Source organism: Psychrobacillus sp. NPDC058041 (genome assembly GCF_042885655.1).
In the GTDB taxonomy this organism is placed as follows: domain Bacteria; phylum Bacillota; class Bacilli; order Bacillales_A; family Planococcaceae; genus Psychrobacillus.
This window is the reverse complement of sequence record NZ_JBHVRO010000002.1, coordinates 386,937-406,017: the sequence shown is the minus strand read 5'-3', so window position 1 is coordinate 406,017 and position 19,081 is coordinate 386,937. Positions and strand designations below refer to the sequence as shown.

Here is a 19,081-nt window from a genome sequence, read left to right as displayed (position 1 = left end):
GGAAATATAATGGCAGATTTACAATTAGTGAATATCAAAAAGGTATACGATAAAGACATTGTTACAGTACAAGATTTTAACTTAGAAATTAGAGACAAAGAGTTTTTAGTATTGGTCGGCCCATCTGGTTGTGGGAAATCTACTACGCTTAGAATGATTGCCGGTTTAGAAGAAATAACAGACGGAGACCTTTTTATAGGTGGCAAAAGAGTAAACGATATCGCTCCAAAAGATCGAGATATTGCAATGGTCTTCCAAAACTATGCACTATATCCTCATATGAATGTGTTTGATAATATGGCTTTTGGTTTAAAACTTCGCAAATTGAAAAAAGATGAAATAAAAAAACGTGTGCATAATGCAGCAAAAATTTTAGGTTTGGAAGATCTCTTAAATCGTAAACCAAAAGCTCTTTCTGGTGGTCAACGTCAGCGTGTGGCTTTAGGCCGTGCTATAGTTCGTGATGCAGAAGTATTCTTAATGGATGAACCACTATCAAATTTAGATGCAAAGTTACGTGTTCAAATGCGTGCGGAGATTCAAAAACTACACAGACGACTACAAACGACAACTATTTATGTTACACATGATCAAACGGAAGCGATGACAATGGCAACTCGTCTCGTTGTCATGAAAGATGGTATTATCCAGCAAGTAGGAGCTCCTAAGGAGGTTTACGACAAACCTAATAATGTTTTTGTTGGTGGATTTATTGGATCACCTTCCATGAATTTTCTAAAAGGCAAATTAGTAGAGAATTATTTTGTTATGGGAGATGTAAAAGTACTCGTTCCAGGAGGAAAGCTACAATCGCTTCGTGCTCAAGGATATATGGGGAAAGATCTCATTCTTGGAATACGTCCAGAAGATATTCATGATGAGCCATTATTCATTGATTCTTCTCCTAAAACAAAAATCAATGTGTCGATAGAAGTTGCTGAACTAATGGGAGCAGAAACTATTCTATATTCGAAAGTAAATGACCAAGACTTTGTTGCACGAGTGGATTCGCGTTTCAACGTTATAGCTGGTGAAACAGTCGACTTAGCATTTAATCTTAATAATGCACACTTTTTCGATTGTGAATCTGAATTACGTATTCAATAAGAATATTTACTGTTAAGTAATTTAAAGACTTTAGACACACGTATCATTACGATTGCGTCTAAAGTTTTTTTCTATTTATTAACTTCAAGATTGTTTTGATATAATATTCTTACAATAACGAAAGTTCAGGAGTTGATATTATGATTGACGTAGGACGAATGCATTTAGATAAAACAAAACGTACAATAGTTATTTCCGATATACATGCAAACTTAAAGCTATTTAAAGAACTTTTAGGAAAGTTGAATTACACGAAAGAGGATTATTTATTTATTAACGGTGATCTTTGCGAGAAAGGACCGAACAGCTTAGAGGTTGTCAAATATGTTAGGGATTTATCCGAACGATTTCAAAATGTGTATGTAACAAAAGGAAATTGTGATCTATTATACCGTTATGTGTTTAATGGGAGTGAGGGAATCATTCCATACATGAACAAACAACCTAATTCGGTTTTAAATGAAATGCTAACAATACATAGTAAAACACTTGATGATTTCAGTAATTTAACTGAATTAACTCATTTTTATCGTGAGCATTTTCATGATGAAATAGAATGGATTGAATCATTGCCAACTGCTTATGAAACAGATGATTTTATTGTCATCCACGCAGGTATTGAAAATATAGAAGATTGGTATCAAACAGAAGAAAGGTTTGCTTTATATACAGACTCCTTTTACGAAAAAGAACACCAAGCTGATAAAACAGTCATAGTAGGGCACTGGCCAGTAGTTAACTATCGAGCAAAACAGATAAGTTCACATAACCCGTTAATAGACTTAGATAAAAAGATTATTGCATTAGATGGTGGTAATCAAATTAAAAAGGACGGACAGTTAAATGCTCTAATTATTATTAACGATACGTTTTCATATACATATGTAGATGAGTTAACAGAAGAAATGATTGTACAAATAGATTACTCCGATTTAGCGAACAGAATGGGAACCGTTACTTATCCAAACTATGAATTGCGGATATTAAAGCGAGAGGAATACTTTACCCTTTGTGAAAATATGAAACTAGGAATAGATCAATGGATAAAAAATGAATATCTAGTAGATAATGATGATTTAACAAATTGCAGAACTGATCTCAGTACAACTTTTTTGTCTGTAAATCGAGACGAAAAAGTTTGGATCGTTGATAAGGATTGTGAAGGGTATATTCTTATTAAGCGGGCAAATGGAGAAGTAGGATGGATACCAAAAAACTGTTTGAATGTTTGACATGAAGAAAGTGTTTTGAAAGATCCATGGGATTACTGAATAATAAGGAAGGGGGAATAATTTGAGATTTTCAGAGATTCATCCATTTCTATACCATATTCGGATTAAGCAAAAGACCTTATTTCGTTATCTACAAAACATGAGAGATAGAAGAAAATTTGCAAAGAACCGCAGAAAGGATTCTTATCCTTTTACATGTAAAAAACACCAATCACTCTTAAGGAGGCGGTTAGGTGATAGCGATCCACAACTACAAGAAAATAAAATAGTGAATCTATCCATTGCAACGACTACAATAGATGGAATTATCATCCATCCTGGTGAGATTTTTTCGTTTTGGGAATTAGTAGGAAGAACAACAAAAGCAAAAGGATATATTGAAGGTATGCAACTCTCTCGGGGAGAAGTGAAAACTGGAGTCGGTGGAGGAATCTGTCAACTTGCAAACCTACTTTATTGGATGGTTTTACATACTCCATTAACTATTTTAGAAAGACATCATCACAGCTTTGACCCATTCCCTGATGAAGGAAGAGTCCTTCCCTTTGGAAGCGGAGCAAGTGTTTTTTTTAACTTTGTTGATTTACGATTTTTGAATAATACGAAGCAATCCTATCAGATTCGAGTTTGGTTGACTGACCAACATTTAAAAGGAGCAATATATTCGAATGAGCAAGTGCATTATACTTATCATATAGAAGAAAGGAATCATATGTTTTCTAAGAAGTATGAAAAGAATTATAGACAAAATGAAATTTGGAGAAAAACGATTGATAAAAAAACAGGTAACTGTATAAACGAAGCACTACTTATTAAAAACTATGCAGAGGTAAAATACGAAATCAGCCCTGTTAGAAACTAATCGTACGCTATTCTGAATTCTAGCTCAGAAAAAATAGATAAGCGAGAGAAAATCATAAATTACATGGTTTTTCTCTCTTTAATTTGTCTTTTTTTGATCTATCTACTCTAATAACACATAAAACTTCTGAATACCACATAAAGCCAATTGGGTACCACATAACCCGAATTGAGTAACACTTAAATTACTCCGGGTACCACATATCCTGAACTGAGCACCACATTAAACAGTAAAAGTGCTAGAAATAATTACATTAGAAGAAAATGTTATATTTTGTTAGAGAGGACGAGAATATTGAAACTTAGACAAATGACAGTTGCTTTCCTTGTAAATGAGGAACAAGAAGTTTTATTTCTTCAAAAAAAAATACAAGATACATTCTTTGCAGGATTTTTAGTTCCAATAGGTGGACATATGGAAGCCAATGAAATCAACGATCCTCAAAAGGCATGTATAAGAGAGATTGAAGAAGAGACTGGCTTAAAGAGAGAGTGTATAAATAATCTTGAGCTCCGATACATTGTACATAGAGTAAAAAATAATCAAGAAATCAGAATACAATATGTGTACTTTGGAACAATCTCAAAAAGTTCTAAGTTAATTGAAAGTGAAGAAGGTTCCTTAACATGGATAAAATATAAAGAAATTGTTAATCAGCATGTATCAGCCACTACCAATGAAATAGTTAAGCATTTCTATGATTTAGGTAAATCTACTGAAAAAGTATATGTAGGCTCGATGAATTCTTTAAATGGAAACCCTCAAATAAATTGGGGAGTTTTAGAGGATTGGGAAGCGCCTATATTTATTAAGTAGGCAACCTATTTCGGATTAAGTTAATAAATTGAATAGTTTTTCAAATTAAAAGTATATAGTGGTAGACTATAGATATTATTATAAAAAAGGGGAGTTAGAATGGCTAATATGAATTTATTGGGAGCAGGAAATTGGCTTGGTATACTTTCTACAATACTGATTGTATTATGCTTTTATTTCAGTCTTAGTTTCTTTCAACACTTAAAAACAGGTGAAGAACGTCTAATAAAACAGTCAAAATTTGCAGCAGTCTTTTGTCTTGCTATGAGTTTATTAATTCCAGCATTATACAGTCTTTTTATCTATAATCAGATGATGAAATAATAAAAGATTCAATCTAAGTTAAGTTTGTTACTTAAGAAGTTGCAAATCTAAAATCTATAACAAGTAAAAGGAAATGCTATCATGCAAAAATACAACCTTTTAGAAAGATTATTATTTCCTCCTACATATTTCAATAAAAAGAAGTTAAGCAGTAAACTAAAAGGAAAGACGATTCTCATAACGGGTGCGAGTTCTGGGATAGGAGAGAAAGTAGCTTATCTACTAGCAGATATCCATACTAATCTGATTTTAGTTGCCAGAAGAGAAGAAAAGCTTTCAATAATGAAAAGTGAAATAGAAAAAGAAGTTGCAAAAGTAAGTATTTTCAGGGCAGATCTTAGAAATAAGGAAGAGATGGAAGAGTTACTTGCATTTATTCATCGACTTCCTGATGGGTTGGATATTGTAGTTAGTAATGCGGGGATTTCAATCAATCGCTCTATTAATAATTCATTAGATCGATATCACGATTTTACTCGAACAATGGCTATCAATTATTTCGCTCCCGTACAACTGCTATTGTCAGTCATTCCTTTGTTAGAAAAAAATAAAGGACAAATTATCAGCATTTCTACAGTAAACGCTCTGTTAATACCAATTCCTTTTTGGGCTGCTTATCAGGCTTCCAAGTCAGCTTTTGATACTTGGTTTCGATCTGCTGCTCTAGAGTTAAATATGATGGGGATATCTACAACATCTATCTACTTACCATTAGTTAGAACCCCCATGATACTTCCTACAACAGCTTATCTAAAAATGCCTGCCATGTGCCCGAATCATGTTGCACAGATTGTATGTAAATCCATGTATACGAAGAGAAAAAAATATAGGCCATGGTGGTTGATTTTTGGCCAGTTGACTTCCATATTTTTTAGGGGCATTTTGGAAACTTACATTCCTAATGTTTTAAGAAAAAGGAGGGAAGGAAAGTGAGATTAGTAAAGCTTATAAAAGTTTTATATAAAATCAAATTATTTTCTCCTTTAGGATTATACTGGTTAATAGTTGGTATTTATAAATGTGGAATAAATATAATGCTGTTGTTATATATTGCCGAAAGGACCTACGGCAATAAAATCGCTCTTGTTTACGAAGAAGAAACAGTAAGCTATAAGCAATTACTGTTACAATCCGAAAAACTATCTTTTATTTTAAAAGAAAAATTCCAATTAAAATCAGGACAGAAAGTTGGCTTTTTGTGCAAAAACCATTCCTCACTAGTGAAATCAATTTTTGCTATCTCACGTCTTGGATCCGATATATATTTGCTTAATGCAGAAATGAGCAAAATGCAGTTTAATCAATTAGTAATTCAACATAATTTCTCATTAATTGTCTATGATTTTGAATTGAGTACTTTCATGGAAGAAACTCAATATATTAGAGAGAAAATCTTGAGCTATCATGATAACTTGCCGGCAATTAATAACTTACTTCATTCAAAAATTAATGTAAAATACAAACTTCAAAAGTCTTCAAAGAGTAAAATTGTGCTACTTACAGGTGGAACAACAGGAAAATCAAAGGAAGTCGTACATACACCATCACTATTCAATTTTTTAAATCCATTCTTAGCATTACTTACTCGATTAAATCTATTAAATTGTCATACTTCTTATATTGCTACTCCCATTTATCACGGTTATGGGATTGCTATTTTAATTTCCTTTATTGCATTAGGGAAAACAGTGATTTTAAATAAAGGATTTCATGCTGAAAAGGCTTGTAGCCTTATACGTGAGAATAATGTTGATATTGTTACAGTCGTACCATTAATGATACATAAAATGTTAAAAACCAATCCGGCAGATTTGAAATCTCTTGTTTGTATCGCTTCTGGGGGAGCAGAGCTGAATCCTAAACTTGTAGAGGAGGTTTTCAGTAAATTAGGGAATGTTTTGTACAATCTATACGGCACTTCAGAAGCTGGTTTGAATATAATTGCAACACCAAATGATTTGAAGTATTCGGTTTATTCGATCGGTAAAAAAATAGAAGGTGCTCGATTAATAATATTGGATAACAATAAGGTAAAGGTGACAGATGGAGAAATAGGCCAACTTTGCATTCAGAATAAATGGTCGATGACAAATAAGGGGAAATTGTGGATTGAAACCGGTGATTTAGGTTACCGAGATAATAATGGGTATTATTTTTTACGAGGGAGAACAGATGATATGATCGTTTCAGCTGGTGTTAATGTATACCCAATTGAAGTTGAACAGTTAATAATAAATCATCCATTAGTAGAAGATGTAGCAGTTATAGGAATTAGTGATGAAACGTTTGGGCAAAGATTACAAGCATTTGTACAACCAGTAGACGTTCATCTCTCCAAAGAGGAGCTCTTTGAATGGTTACGCCCTAGGGTAGCGCGGTTTCAATTACCTAAGGATATTGTATTTGTGGATCATATTCCGTATACACCAGTAGGAAAGATTGATAAGGGACAACTTAGACAAATAAAGGCAAAGGTAGCAATTCAAGATTACCGCTAAATTTAGAGCTAATAAAAGCCTGTTTTCCACCAGATGATATTGAAGTGGAATATATGCTTGCTTATTATAATGCACTAGATATCTGTCTACATTTTTTTGTTTGTGCAGAATAAGATAGTTGGAACATTTGTGATTTTAGTTGGAATTTTTGCAGGTTTAGTTGGAAAAGCTCCAAATTTGTGGGAAGGCAATTCAAAGAATGCAATTAGTTAACAGTTTTAGAGTTACACACGTTAATGGGGTGGAGGTGTCTATTAAATTTGAAAAAATGGCTTTCTGTTATATCATGTATTTTTATCATATCTATAATTTATTATCAAATGAATTATAAAACAATAGAAGAAGCAATAGAGGAATCAAACATCCCTATGGATGAAATTTTTTATACTACAGAAATGAAAGGAAATACTATTATCATATATGGGGATGATAATATTTTATCCGCTGGTCTAATCGAAAAAAACTTCTTTGGCTATCGTTGGTATGGTGGGGCTGGAAGTGAAGAATTCAATCGGAATGACTCGATATTAACTAAATCAATTACCAATTTGCTTCCTCGTAGATCATCATCATTAGATGATTACGTTACAATAGCAATGGGTGTTATTAATGATGATGAAATAGAAAAATTACTAGTTCAATATAAAAATGAAGAAAGTACTGATGCTACAATTCTGGATACCAAAAGAGGACGTATATGGTTTAGTTTCTCACAAACTCCTATTAACTATGATCCAGACGTGACAAGGATCTATAAGGATGGAACCAAAATATCTGGATGGTATTAATGATGATTCTTTAATGAAAAGTTCTGCATTTGCATCTGTACGATTTCGAATTATACATTTCTACATGAAAAAAGCGGCATGAATTCATCAAGTCATGCCGCTTTTTCAATGTTTATTATCCTAAATCTTGCCCTGTGATGATAATATAACAGATTAAAAATATATTCAAAATGATGATTAACACTGTACATATCCATGCTAATATTTTTACGAATAATCTATTTGCAAATTCACCCATTTTCCTTTTATCGCTAGTAAACAATACTAAAGGTACAACAGCAAATGGGAGGGCTAGACTTAATACGACCTGACTCCACAAAAGTAGTTCTCCTGTTCCTTTTGATCCAGCAATCCAAGTCACAATAAAAGCAGGGATAACTGCTAATAATCGTGTAATCAAGCGACGTAACCACGGTGAAATTCGTAAATTAATAAATCCTTCCATCACTATTTGACCACTCATCGTGCCAGTGATTGTAGCATTTTGTCCTGAAGCTAGTAAAGCAACCGCAAATAATGTACTTGCAATACCAACACCTAATGTTGGACTAAGTAATTCATAGGCAGCTTCAATTTCCGATACATTTAAGTTTGTTCCATAAAAGGCTGCTGCTCCAAGTATTAATATTGCAGAGTTGATAATGAAAGCAGTAGTTAAAGAAAATGTAGAATCAATGAGTGAAAATTTTAAAGCTTCTTTTTTCCCTTCGATTGTTCTTTTATATTTTCTTGTTTGAACAATGGAAGAATGCAAATATAAATTATGTGGCATTACTGTTGCTCCTAAAATACCAAGTGAAATAAAGAGCATTCCTGGGTTTGTTACAATTTCCATTTGCGGAACATACCCTCCAAATAATGCGGAAATCTCCGGTTTGGAAATAATCACTTCAAATGCAAATATAACAAAAATAGTAAACATTAATACGATGACAATAGATTCAATAATCCGAAAGCTTTTCTTTTGTAAATAAAGTAAGAGTAATACATCTAATGTTGTAATAGTGATTCCTAATAAAAGCGGAATTCCAAATAGTAAATTTAAAGCAATTGCCGAACCGATAACCTCTGCTAAATCGGTAGCAATAATAGCAAGTTCCGTCAAAATCCAAAGAAAAATGGCCGTTTTCTTTCCAGTTGCATCCCTTGTTGCTTGAGCAAGGTCTCTTCCAGTTACAATCCCTAGTTTTGCTGACAATGATTGTAATAGTATAGCAATTAAATTAGATAGTAAAATGACACTCAATAGGGTGTATCCAAATCGTGCACCACCTGCAATCGAAGTTGCCCAGTTTCCCGGATCAACATATCCTACAGCTACTAATGAACCTGGTCCAGCAAACGCCAGAAGCTTACGCCAAAATCCTCCTTTAGTCGGAACGTTAACTGAGCTATTTACCTCTTCCATACTTACATTAGAACTTTCTTTAAACCATCCATGGTCGTTGGACTTATTTTTGGGCTGAGAACTCATTATTTATCCCTCCTAAATTTCATTTATGTTAAAATGTTTCCCTAGACCAACTTTTAAGGTAATTTAATACTCTTTTTAGTATATGTAAATATATTAACACGGTATCTTGTCTTTGTAAAAGTTTTTTTCTCGAAGGAAACTTTTGTTGAAATAGAAACATTTCCAGTTAGCTTTAAATAAAGGAATAGAGCATGACAAATACATTTTATAAAAAGTTAAAAAATGTAATTGAGCAATTAATTGCAAGGTGAAAGCAACCAGTTTTACATTGACAGCAACCAACTCAGTGACGAAAGCAATCAATTTTATTGTGAAAGCAACCATTTCTTTATGTAAAGAGTTAACTTTATGTGAGATCGCGCAAATCAACGTTTGACAATCCTGTCCAACTAAAAATACAATGAGCATGTTGACTTAAATGAAGTAATGTCTTACATGGTTAAACTGAAAAAAGAATAATATGTAAAAAAATAGATGGACAGGCTGATAAATGCCTGTATTTTTTGTCCTCACTTTTATGAACAGAAATTAAGCAATTTAAGTTTACTTTTTATACCATGTAAATTTTCTCTTTAAGTGCTATAATGTTTTTATAGATGAATAGTCCTTCGGGGTCGGGTGAAATTCCCAATCGACGGTGATGAAGAAATTCTAAGCCCGTGAGCCTTTTATAGGCAGGATTTGGTGCGAATCCAAAGCCGACAGTATAGTCTGGATGGGAGAAGGATGTACGAGCAAGCTTATTTCCTTATGGAGTAAAATTACACTTCTAGAAGGTTTATTTGTTGATGCGTAAAACATAATTTTCCTAAGTCCCCGTAGAGATGTTTCTATGGGGTTTTATTTTTGAGTGAAAATTTCGCAATAGAAAAGAGGTGTACTCTATGTTCACTGGAATTGTAGAAGATTTAGGCAAAGTTAAATCGATGAAAAGTGGTCCAAATAGTATGCAGTTAACATTGGAATCCCCAAAAATTGTTGAAGATATCCACTTAGGCGATAGTATTGCGGTTAATGGTGTATGTTTAACAGTCATTTCTTTTTCGAATGAACTATTTACAGTGGATGTTATGCCAGAAACGGTAAAGTCTACAAGCATCCAATCTTTGCGAATTGGCCATGCTGTTAATTTGGAGCGAGCAATGCCAGCAAACGGTCGATTTGGCGGTCACTTTGTTTCCGGACATGTGGATGGAACTGGTGTCATTTTAAGAAAAAGAAAAGTCGAAAATGCCGTATACGTAGATATTGGCATTAGTGAAGAGCTAAGTAAATTCTGTATGCTAAAAGGTTCGGTTGCAGTAGATGGCATTAGTTTAACCATTTTCGATGTAAAGCCTAAGCAGCTGACAGTTTCCCTAATTCCACTTACATTTAGTGAAACACTTCTCGGTATTAAACGAGAGCATGATGTAGTGAACATTGAAAATGATTTACTTGGCAAGTACGTGATAAATCATTTGGAGCGAACGAAAGAAAGTTCGCCAATCACGATGGATTTTTTAAGACAAAATGGATTCTAACGAAAAGGCGGTACGTTACATATGTTCCATACAATTGAGGAAGCAGTAGAAGATTTAAAAAAAGGGAAAATCATAATCGTTGTAGATGATGAAAGTCGTGAAAATGAAGGAGATTTTCTAGTATTGGCAGATTATGCGACGCCCGAAAACATTAACTTTATGGCAACATATGGTCGTGGATTGATTTGCACACCTATAACCCAAAAGTTAGCAGATCGTCTTAATTTGAATCCAATGGTCCAACATAATACGGACAATCATCAAACAGCCTTTACTGTCAGTGTCGATTATAAAACGACGGAAACAGGCATTAGTGCATTTGAACGCTCCGAAACGATGTTGCAGCTGTTAAATGTAGAATCCGTTAGTTCAGATTTTCGCCGACCTGGTCATGTGTTCCCACTTGTAGCAAAAGAAAATGGTGTACTCGAGCGTCCAGGTCACACAGAGGCAGCTGTTGATTTTGCGAAACTTTGTGGTATGCAGCCTGCAGGTGTTATTTGCGAAATTATGAGTGTAGACGGTTCAATGGCGAGAGTTCCTGAATTACATACTATTGCCGAAACACATGGTTTAAAGTTTGTGACGATCGAAGCATTAGTGAAATATCGAAATGAACAAGAACAAGTAGTTTGATAAAAAAATTTAAAATGAACTAATAGGAGAGATAAAGAATGGGAAAAGTATTTGAAGCGAATTTAATAGGAACAGATTTAAAAATTGGTGTAGTTGTTGGTAGATTTAATGAATTTATTAATGGGAAATTATTGGATGGTGCATTGGATGGATTGAAGCGTCATGGCGTTGCCGAGGAAAATGTAGATGTTGCATGGGTGCCCGGTGCATTTGAAGTACCTTTCATCGCAAAAAAAATGGCAGAAACGAAAAAATATGATGCGATTATCGGTTTAGGTACAGTTATTCGCGGTTCTACTACACATTACGATTATGTTTGTAACGAAACAGCTAAAGGCGTTGCAAGTGTTGGCTTAACAACAGGTGTACCAGTTATGTTCGGTATTGTAACTACAGAAACAATTGAACAAGCGATTGAACGTGCCGGTACAAAAGTCGGAAATAAAGGCTATGATGCTGCGGTGTCCGCAATTGAAATGGCGAATTTGAATCGTTTATTTTAAGTGATTTAGCAATTTAATATACATCTAAGGACAGGCTGAAATGAGTCTGTCCTTTTTGTAATCATTGATTATATACGTAACGTATTATTAAAAATGATACGATATGTTTTATAGTGTAGAGAAGTAATAAAAAGGAGAAAATATAATGGACAACACGAAGAAATTCAACGGTAAAGCTGCTATTTATGCAAAGGCAAGACCTAGCTATGCGCCTGAATTGATTAACCATTTATCATACATTGGGATAGCGAAGGACTCCTTTGTCGCTGATATAGGTTCGGGAACAGGGATTTTTTCAAAGACATTACTTGAAATGGGATGTAATGTGTACGGCGTTGAACCAAGTGAAGATATGCGAAGTGAATCTAAAGAAAATTTAGGACAATTCGCAACATTTTATCCAGTGAATGGAACTGCGGAACATACTACTCTTCAGGCAAAAAGTGTAGATTTTATTACTGTTGCACAGGCGTTTCACTGGTTTGATACAGTTAGATTCAAAATGGAGTGTAGCCGTATTCTTCATGACAAAGGAAAGGTTATTTTAGTATGGAATTCCCGTGTGATGGACAGTCCGTTAGTACAAGAGAATGAACAAATCTTTAGAAGGTTTTGCCCGGATTTTAAAGGTTTCAGTGGAGGAATTGGATATATGGATGAAAAAATCAAAACGTTTTTTTGTAATTTTGATGTACATCGTTTTCAAAATGATTTGCAATTTAATAAATCAAAATTTATCGAAAGAAACCTGTCAGCATCCTATTCACTGAAAGAAAATGACGTGGAATATGATAGTTATATAAAGCAGCTGAATAATTTGTTCGACAAATATGCCATAGACGGTATGCTTATTGTCCCAAATGAAACAATCGCATACATTGGGCAGATATAAAGAGAATTATGGGGGAGTTATAAAATAACAGATGAAGAAACCCATGAAGGAATGAATCTACTTCGTAGCATAAAACACGAACAATATTAATGTGAAATGTGAGAATATGTATAATATACTCTTCATAAATCAGCATAAATTTCGCGGGTTGAGCGATGAGCCATCACCGCCGCTAAGTACAACTTTATTTAGATTTCAATAATTATTTCGAGATGGTAGGAATAATTAGATTTTATAATAAACTGCCTCATTCGCAGGAAATATCCAAAAATTCTCTTTTTTTATAGTTCACTATGTTATGATAATTTCATCATAATTTTCTGATAGTGAGGCGATTTTTTGTGAAGGGCTTTTTGAAATGGATGCTTCAATTAGTTGTTGCATTCGTAGGTATACTACTAATTAGTGGACTACCTATACTGATTACTGGTTTTCAACAAGGAGAATTTTTGTGGAAAGAATACGGACAACAATTACTTGTTCTATTTCCACTTTCCAATTTTATGGACCAATATTATGGTTCACATATCGGAGACTACATTAGCTATTCTTTAGAAGTATTGTTTTTAGCACTGATTTCCGCTGTATTTTTAGCACTTCTATTTACAATTATTACGATGTTGTTTAAAGAGCGGGCAAGACAGCGAATAAAAACACTCTTTTTCTTTTTGGAGTCCTTTCCTGACATTTTAGTCATTTTGCTTGTTCAATTAACAGTTATCATGATTCATAAGCAAACGGGTGTTTTTGTTTCGAAGATTGCTGTGACTGGTGGAGAAAGGATCTATATGTTACCTGTTTTTTGTTTGATGATTTTACCAATGATTCAACTATATCGTTTAAGTATGCTCACATTTGAAGCAGAGGAACGAAAAATGTATGTTGAGCTTACCAAGTCTCTTGGGTTTAGTAAGTTGATTATTTTAATTATACATATTTTTAGAAACGCAGTTATTAGTATATTTTTTCAATCGAAAAAAACGATGTGGTTTATGCTTTCCAACTTATTCATATTAGAACGAATGTTTAACATGCCAGGTATTATGTATCACTTGAGTGAACACTTGTCAGGGGAATTGTTTTTAATTACTGTTTGCAGCTTTTTCTTACCAGTATTCTTCATATATAGCTTTGGTGAGTGGTACTTCTTACGTCGTTTAAATCGGGGAGGTGCTTTGGAATGAAATCTGTTTGGAAGCAACCGTACTTTGTTCTTGGATTTAGTGTGCTTACATTTTTTTTAGTTGGTAGTTTTGTATTTGAATGGATTTTTGGACCGGACCCGAAACAAACGTATTTTATCTATGAAAATGGTAGGCTGGTGGCAGCTGCTCCGCTATCCCCTAGTTTGATGCATCCTTTTGGGACCGACCAGTTTGGATTTGATATGCTTGCGAAAATTATGCTTGGTGCAAAATATACAATTATAGCAGCGATGGGTGTGGCTGCCGTACGTATGCTTATTGCTGTACCTATTGGATTTGCAATCGGTACATATTGGCAAAAGAAACGTTCATTGGTTAATAGTTTCATTGATCCACTTCATTATGTCCCTATGACAATTTTCTCTTATTTGATATTGTACCCCGTCCTATGGGAGCCAATGGAGGGGTTTTCTACTACTGTGTGGGAGCGTATTGTTATTCAAGTTGTGTTAATGGCCATTATTACAGTGCCAATTGTTGCGTCGTTAATTGGCAATGAAGCGAATTTACTGTATCACGAGGAGTATATTTTGGCTTCAAGAACACTTGGTGCTAGTCGACTTCGAATTATTACGCGACATCTGTACCCTATGATGCGTGAGAAGTTATTTGTTTTATATGGTCAGCAACTTGTAGAAACATTAGTTGTTTTCACTCATTTAGGCCTTCTTAAATTATTTATCGGAGGAACGAAAGTGAGCTATGATCCAATGTTTGGAGATCCACCGAAATCGATTGCATATGAATGGGCTGGACTTTTTGGTTCATCGTTTCGTTATTTGTTGGGTGTTCCGTGGCTTCCGCTTGCTCCTGCCATTTGTTTCGCACTTGTCATTTTAGCAGTTGCTGCAATGATCGAAGGCTATACGAGAGCTGTGAATGGCCAAGTCAAAATCCTCAAACGAAAGAAAGTTGCTTTTGTGTCGGATGAGACACTCAAATGGAATAAGCAGCAGTTAAAAGAAAAATTGCAGCTTTTGCTTCAAAATGAAAAAGAAAATACTCCAAAACTGTAGTCCTCTGGCTGCAGTTTTTTCTCTCGGGAGGGATTAGGGATGAAAATTAATCAAAGAGAATTTAGTGTTAACGGGATTAGCTACATAGTAAGACATGCAATTAATAAAGATGCGAAGGTTTTGTCCGAAATCAGATTACAGATTGACGGAGAGTCTCAAAACTTAGATAGAGAAAAAGGTGAAGCATATATTGACACAGCTGGTTTTGAGAAATTAATAAAAGCGGATACGGAAAATAAAAAGAATCTTTTTCTAGTTGTCGTCATTAATGATAAAATTGTCGGATTTTCAAGGTGTGAAGGAAATTTTTTGAAACGTTACGCCCATAAAGTAGAATTTGGGGTCTGTGTATTAAAGGACTATTGGGGTTTCGGTATTGGAACAAACCTTTTAAAAGAATCTATTGCTTGGGCTGATTTGAACGGAATAAAGAAAATAACTTTAAATGTTTTAGAAACAAATGACAAAGCGATAAATCTTTATAAAAAGTATGGTTTTAAAACGGAAGGCATTTTAGAAAAAGACAAAATCCTTTCAGACGGTCAATATTACAACACCGTTGTTATGGGAAGATTTAATGAATAAGACATCAAAATAAATTTTTTCATACATACGCAACGATATCAAGTATATAAAGGGTTTATCCGCACCTATAAGCACCTAATGCGGACTAGCAAAACAAAGGAGTTTCTAGTGAGACTGTAGAATAGTAAAAATATTAATCTATAAAGGAGAATACAAATGTACAAATTGCTAGAGAAAAACGAATACGCACCGTATTATTCAACATATGTAGAGTTAGTATCTGATGGGGATTTCATACAAACTTTAGTTCAACAGATGGAAGAAACAATTGCATTACTACAGGACATTTCTGATCATCAAGCTCATTTCCGCTATGCACCTGAGAAATGGACCTTAAAAGAAGTGATTGGGCATATAGCAGACACTGAGCGAATCATGAGCTTTAGGCTGGTTTCCATAGCTCGGGGCGAAACAGTTGCTCTTCCTGGTTATAATGATAATGAATACGTACAAAATGCATCTTTTAATAAACAGGCTGTAGAGGACCTTCTTCAAAATTTATATATTGTTCGCCAGTCGACTATTCATTTAATTAAGAGCCTATCAAGCGAAGATTTACTTCGTCGGGGAACTGCAAACAATTCTGAAGTGACTGTCCGTGCACTTATCGTTATTATAGCTGGTCATGAACTGCATCATCGCAACATAATTAGAGATCGATATATTTCTTCTGAAGACTACCCAAAAAGCTAATTTTAAGCTATCTAAGGAATATTTAGAACTAAAAAAATGGTGAGTGAACCTAATAGACCATTGTTAGAGTGTGTTTTGACTATTCTAGTCAAAACGCATTCTTTTTTTGTTCCGGGTGTACTTAAAACTATTTATTACCATTGAATAAGAACGAATGTTTGTCATATACTATTAAGAACAAATGTTCCTTTTATGGGAGTGGATAGTATGTACGAAGGGTTAGAAAATCGAAAAATTATATGCATTGATATGCGAAGCTTTTTCGCAAGTTGCGCGGCAGCCGATGCTGGGTTGGATGTGATGACAACACCTATTGCTGTGATTGGTAATTTGGAGCAAAAGGGAAGCATTGTGCTTGCTGCTTCGCCAAGAATGAAAAAAGAATTTGGTGTAAAAACAGGAACTAGGCTATTCGAAATTCCAGATCATCCATCTATTCATCTAATCGAGCCGAAGATGGAGTTTTTTGTTCGAGTTTCTGTAGAAATCGTCCGTTATTTAAATCAGTTTGTTCCGAATGAAGCGATTCATGTGTACAGCGTAGACGAATGCTTTGCAGATTTAGGAGGAACCGAAAAACTTTGGGGACCAGTAGAGAATACAATTAAGCGCATACAAGATGGGATGTATAGTCAATTTCAATTGCCATGTGCGGTTGGGATGGGACCAAATATGCTTATGGCGAAGCTTGCGTTAGACTTAGATGCGAAAAAAACAGGTTTTGCAAAATGGACTTACGAGGATGTACCGAAAAAATTATGGCCGGTCTCACCATTAAATAAACTATGGGGAATTGGCTCTCGTTTAGAAAAAACGTTAAATAATATGGGCATTTTCACTGTAGGTCAGTTAGCGCAAACTTCTTTAGAAATATTAGAGAGTAAATTTGGTGTAATGGGAAATCAGCTATATTATCATGCTTGGGGAGTTGATTTATCCGAACTTGGTGCACCTCTAGTAGAAGGACAAATTAGTTATGGAAAAGGGCAAGTACTATTTCGTGATTACCGAACGAAAAAAGAAGTGATGGCGGTTATTTTGGAGATGTGTGAAGATGTGGCAAGACGCGCAAGAGAAGCAAATATGGCTGGAAGAACGATACATCTCGCAGTCGGATACAGCAAAGATGCTTTTGGAGGGGGATTTAACCGTTCTCGCTCCATAGAAGAATCGACAAATGCAACGATGAAAGTATATAAAGTATGCGAACAAATCTTTGACGATTTTTATGATCATCGTCCAGTTCGGAGACTATCGATTTCTTTAACGAATTTAGAACCGGAGCACTCGATGCAACTAAGCTTATTTGAAGAGGACAAATGGAAAATACGAAAACTGGGAAAAACCATGGATGACTTGCGAAGTAAATATGGTTCCACCGCAATTTTGCGAGCAGTGTCCTATACTGAAGCGGGAACCGCTAGAAAACGAGCTGGATTACTTGGAGGACATAAAAAGTAGAAAATTAAAGGGAAATTCAAAAATTTATCGAAATAAATAAAAAGAAGGATAGATGATCAAGGAGTTATGAAACGAGGATAATTCTATGAGCTATAAAAACACTTTAATTTTAATTTCTGAAGATTCACCAGTTACTTCCGCAGTTATACCAATGTCTAAAAATGAAAAACCTACAATTGCTTATATTGAATACGATTTAATCTACAACAATCCGTACAAATACACACAAGAAGATGTGCAATTTAAAACTTACCTGATCAAGAATCAGATTAAATCCAATCAGTTAGAAGAGCTACGAGAACAATTTTTTGCAACACCTAAAGCATGTTTCAGAGCTTCATCATTAGTGAAAAAGTATGGGTGGGGAATCCACTATGATGAAGAAGGGAAAGTAGCAATTTATGATGCTAATAGCGATATGTATAAGCAATTTCTACAGTTAGGTACGATTACAGTTTTAAAAGGAATGCGTTCTAAAAGAAAATAATAAAGGTGGAGTTAATTTGGAACAAACAATTTTTCAACATATGGAAACAGTACGAGGAATAACAAAGGAATTCATCCAACAGATACCAGAAGAGATAGCAGATATAGTTCCAGAAGGCTTTAATAATAGTATTCGTTGGAATTTCGGTCATATTGCATTTATACAGGAAAGACTCGTATTTGCAGTATTAGGTGAAGAGTTAGGTGTACCAAGCAACTATGAAGAACTATTTAGCGCTGGAACGAAACCAGCTGATTGGAAAGTAACACCGCCATCACTAGCAGATATTCTTTTTGTATTAACCGAACAAACAACAAGAATAAGAGAAGCTATTCAAGGAAATATAAACAAGACATTGCCAGCACCATTTACAAATAGATTAGGCATCACATTTCATACTAGAGGGGAAACATTTCTCTTTAGCTTTTATCACGAAGCTATGCATATGGAAGTGATCAAAAGAATATATCGAGCTATAACAGTGGAATGAAGGGATATTTCTTCAAAAACTTCGTATAAGATCCAGAAATTCTGTGAAATAAAGGGTGAGAAATGTGGTGTGGCTAGCAATTGTCATTTACTGTTTGTTAGTGAGTAGTGTTTTTGTTCTACCGGCATTGGTGAAAAAGAAGTTTAATCTACCAAAGAATATGAAACATGTTAAGTTCAATAAAAAAGAAGCTTTTACTATCATATTAATTGGCGTTATATTTGCTATTGGAAGCGTCATGGCAAATATAACCATTTTAAAGGATGATATCTATCGCACTCTAAATCCTATTCCTCTTTATTTATGGTTATCGTTATTTTTTCTAGTTATATATAGTTACAGAGGATATTTAATAAAAAAATCAACTGATGACTCTAAGGAATATTATATTTATTTTACGTGGGCAGGTTGGATGCCAATAGTATCAATAACTGCTCATTTTACTACAAAGTATTTATTATACTAGTTCTACTTTATAAAGGGGCAAAT

The 19,081-nt window shown here is 34.4% G+C and carries 20 protein-coding genes, 1 pseudogene and 1 riboswitch; of the genes and pseudogenes, 20 read left to right on the top strand and 1 reads right to left on the bottom strand.

Annotated elements, in window-relative coordinates; all coding sequences use genetic code 11:
• Positions 1–9: 9 nt before the first annotated feature.
• The 8 genes from ACFVR1_RS04525 to ACFVR1_RS04490 all read left to right on the top strand — a co-directional run bounded on the left by ACFVR1_RS04525 (position 10) and on the right by ACFVR1_RS04490 (position 7,627).
• Entirely contained in the window at positions 10–1,107 is a 1,098-nt protein-coding gene (locus ACFVR1_RS04525) for an ABC transporter ATP-binding protein (protein WP_387580899.1), read from the top strand.
• Positions 1,108–1,247: 140 nt separating this feature from the next.
• Positions 1,248–2,339: a metallophosphoesterase gene (locus ACFVR1_RS04520; protein ID WP_387580897.1), complete on the top strand. Its 1,092-nt coding sequence runs from the start codon at positions 1,248–1,250 to the stop codon at positions 2,337–2,339.
• 61 nt (positions 2,340–2,400) lie between these two features.
• Positions 2,401–3,201, top strand: coding sequence for a VanW family protein (locus tag ACFVR1_RS04515; RefSeq protein WP_387580894.1), 801 nt, complete (start codon positions 2,401–2,403; stop codon positions 3,199–3,201).
• A gap of 294 nt (positions 3,202–3,495) precedes the next feature.
• Positions 3,496–4,017 (top strand): NUDIX domain-containing protein, encoded by a 522-nt coding sequence (locus tag ACFVR1_RS04510; protein ID WP_387580891.1) that lies wholly within the window; start codon positions 3,496–3,498, stop codon positions 4,015–4,017.
• Between the two features lie 99 nt (positions 4,018–4,116).
• A complete protein-coding gene (locus ACFVR1_RS04505; RefSeq protein WP_387580888.1) occupies positions 4,117–4,341 on the top strand; it encodes a hypothetical protein in 225 nt (74 codons plus the stop codon).
• A gap of 81 nt (positions 4,342–4,422) precedes the next feature.
• Positions 4,423–5,274, top strand: coding sequence for an SDR family NAD(P)-dependent oxidoreductase (locus ACFVR1_RS04500; protein ID WP_387580885.1), 852 nt, complete (start codon positions 4,423–4,425; stop codon positions 5,272–5,274).
• On the top strand, positions 5,271–6,839 hold the full coding sequence (locus ACFVR1_RS04495) for an AMP-binding protein (protein ID WP_387580884.1): 1,569 nt from the start codon (positions 5,271–5,273) through the stop codon (positions 6,837–6,839). Before ACFVR1_RS04500 ends, ACFVR1_RS04495 begins: the two co-directional genes overlap by 4 nt.
• 260 nt (positions 6,840–7,099) lie before the next feature.
• The gene (locus ACFVR1_RS04490; RefSeq protein ID WP_387580881.1) at positions 7,100–7,627 is read left to right on the top strand and encodes a hypothetical protein; all 528 of its coding nucleotides are present in this window, start codon (positions 7,100–7,102) and stop codon (positions 7,625–7,627) included.
• Positions 7,628–7,742: 115 nt separating this feature from the next.
• Here ACFVR1_RS04490 and ACFVR1_RS04485 read toward each other — a convergent pair whose 3' ends face one another.
• The gene (locus tag ACFVR1_RS04485) at positions 7,743–9,101 is read right to left on the bottom strand and encodes an Nramp family divalent metal transporter (RefSeq protein WP_387580879.1); all 1,359 of its coding nucleotides are present in this window, start codon (positions 9,099–9,101) and stop codon (positions 7,743–7,745) included.
• 600 nt (positions 9,102–9,701) lie between these two features.
• Positions 9,702–9,832: riboswitch (FMN riboswitch) on the top strand.
• Between the two features lie 153 nt (positions 9,833–9,985).
• On the opposite strand from ACFVR1_RS04485, the gene ribE reads away from it, so the two are divergent.
• From ribE to ACFVR1_RS04425, 12 genes and pseudogenes are all read left to right on the top strand, one after another.
• Positions 9,986–10,624 carry a riboflavin synthase gene (gene ribE, locus ACFVR1_RS04480; RefSeq protein WP_387580876.1) on the top strand — a complete coding sequence of 213 codons (639 nt, stop codon included), beginning with the start codon at positions 9,986–9,988 and terminating at the stop codon, positions 10,622–10,624.
• Positions 10,625–10,645: 21 nt separating this feature from the next.
• Positions 10,646–11,257: pseudogene (gene ribB, locus ACFVR1_RS04475) on the top strand (3,4-dihydroxy-2-butanone-4-phosphate synthase); the annotation flags it as partial.
• Positions 11,258–11,298: 41 nt separating this feature from the next.
• Positions 11,299–11,763 (top strand): 6,7-dimethyl-8-ribityllumazine synthase, encoded by a 465-nt coding sequence (gene ribH / locus ACFVR1_RS04470; protein WP_387580874.1) that lies wholly within the window; start codon positions 11,299–11,301, stop codon positions 11,761–11,763.
• Positions 11,764–11,908: 145 nt separating this feature from the next.
• The gene (locus tag ACFVR1_RS04465) at positions 11,909–12,655 is read left to right on the top strand and encodes a class I SAM-dependent methyltransferase (protein WP_387580871.1); all 747 of its coding nucleotides are present in this window, start codon (positions 11,909–11,911) and stop codon (positions 12,653–12,655) included.
• Between the two features lie 362 nt (positions 12,656–13,017).
• On the top strand, positions 13,018–13,839 hold the full coding sequence (locus ACFVR1_RS04460) for an ABC transporter permease subunit (protein ID WP_387581242.1): 822 nt from the start codon (positions 13,018–13,020) through the stop codon (positions 13,837–13,839).
• Positions 13,836–14,876: an ABC transporter permease gene (locus tag ACFVR1_RS04455; protein ID WP_387580869.1), complete on the top strand. Its 1,041-nt coding sequence runs from the start codon at positions 13,836–13,838 to the stop codon at positions 14,874–14,876. The genes ACFVR1_RS04460 and ACFVR1_RS04455 overlap by 4 nt, the downstream gene beginning before the upstream one ends.
• A 39-nt stretch (positions 14,877–14,915) precedes the next feature.
• A complete protein-coding gene (locus ACFVR1_RS04450; RefSeq protein WP_387580867.1) occupies positions 14,916–15,461 on the top strand; it encodes a GNAT family N-acetyltransferase in 546 nt (181 codons plus the stop codon).
• Between the two features lie 156 nt (positions 15,462–15,617).
• Positions 15,618–16,154 carry a DinB family protein gene (locus ACFVR1_RS04445; protein ID WP_387580865.1) on the top strand — a complete coding sequence of 179 codons (537 nt, stop codon included), beginning with the start codon at positions 15,618–15,620 and terminating at the stop codon, positions 16,152–16,154.
• Positions 16,155–16,361: 207 nt separating this feature from the next.
• Positions 16,362–17,615, top strand: coding sequence for a Y-family DNA polymerase (locus ACFVR1_RS04440; protein ID WP_387580863.1), 1,254 nt, complete (start codon positions 16,362–16,364; stop codon positions 17,613–17,615).
• An 85-nt stretch (positions 17,616–17,700) separates the two neighbouring features.
• Positions 17,701–18,102: a DUF6157 family protein gene (locus ACFVR1_RS04435; protein ID WP_387580860.1), complete on the top strand. Its 402-nt coding sequence runs from the start codon at positions 17,701–17,703 to the stop codon at positions 18,100–18,102.
• A gap of 16 nt (positions 18,103–18,118) precedes the next feature.
• Complete coding sequence (locus ACFVR1_RS04430; protein ID WP_387580857.1) at positions 18,119–18,592, top strand: DinB family protein; 474 nt, start codon at positions 18,119–18,121, stop codon at positions 18,590–18,592.
• Positions 18,593–18,659: 67 nt separating this feature from the next.
• Positions 18,660–19,058: a DUF4181 domain-containing protein gene (locus ACFVR1_RS04425; RefSeq protein WP_387580855.1), complete on the top strand. Its 399-nt coding sequence runs from the start codon at positions 18,660–18,662 to the stop codon at positions 19,056–19,058.
• Positions 19,059–19,081 lie beyond the last annotated feature (23 nt).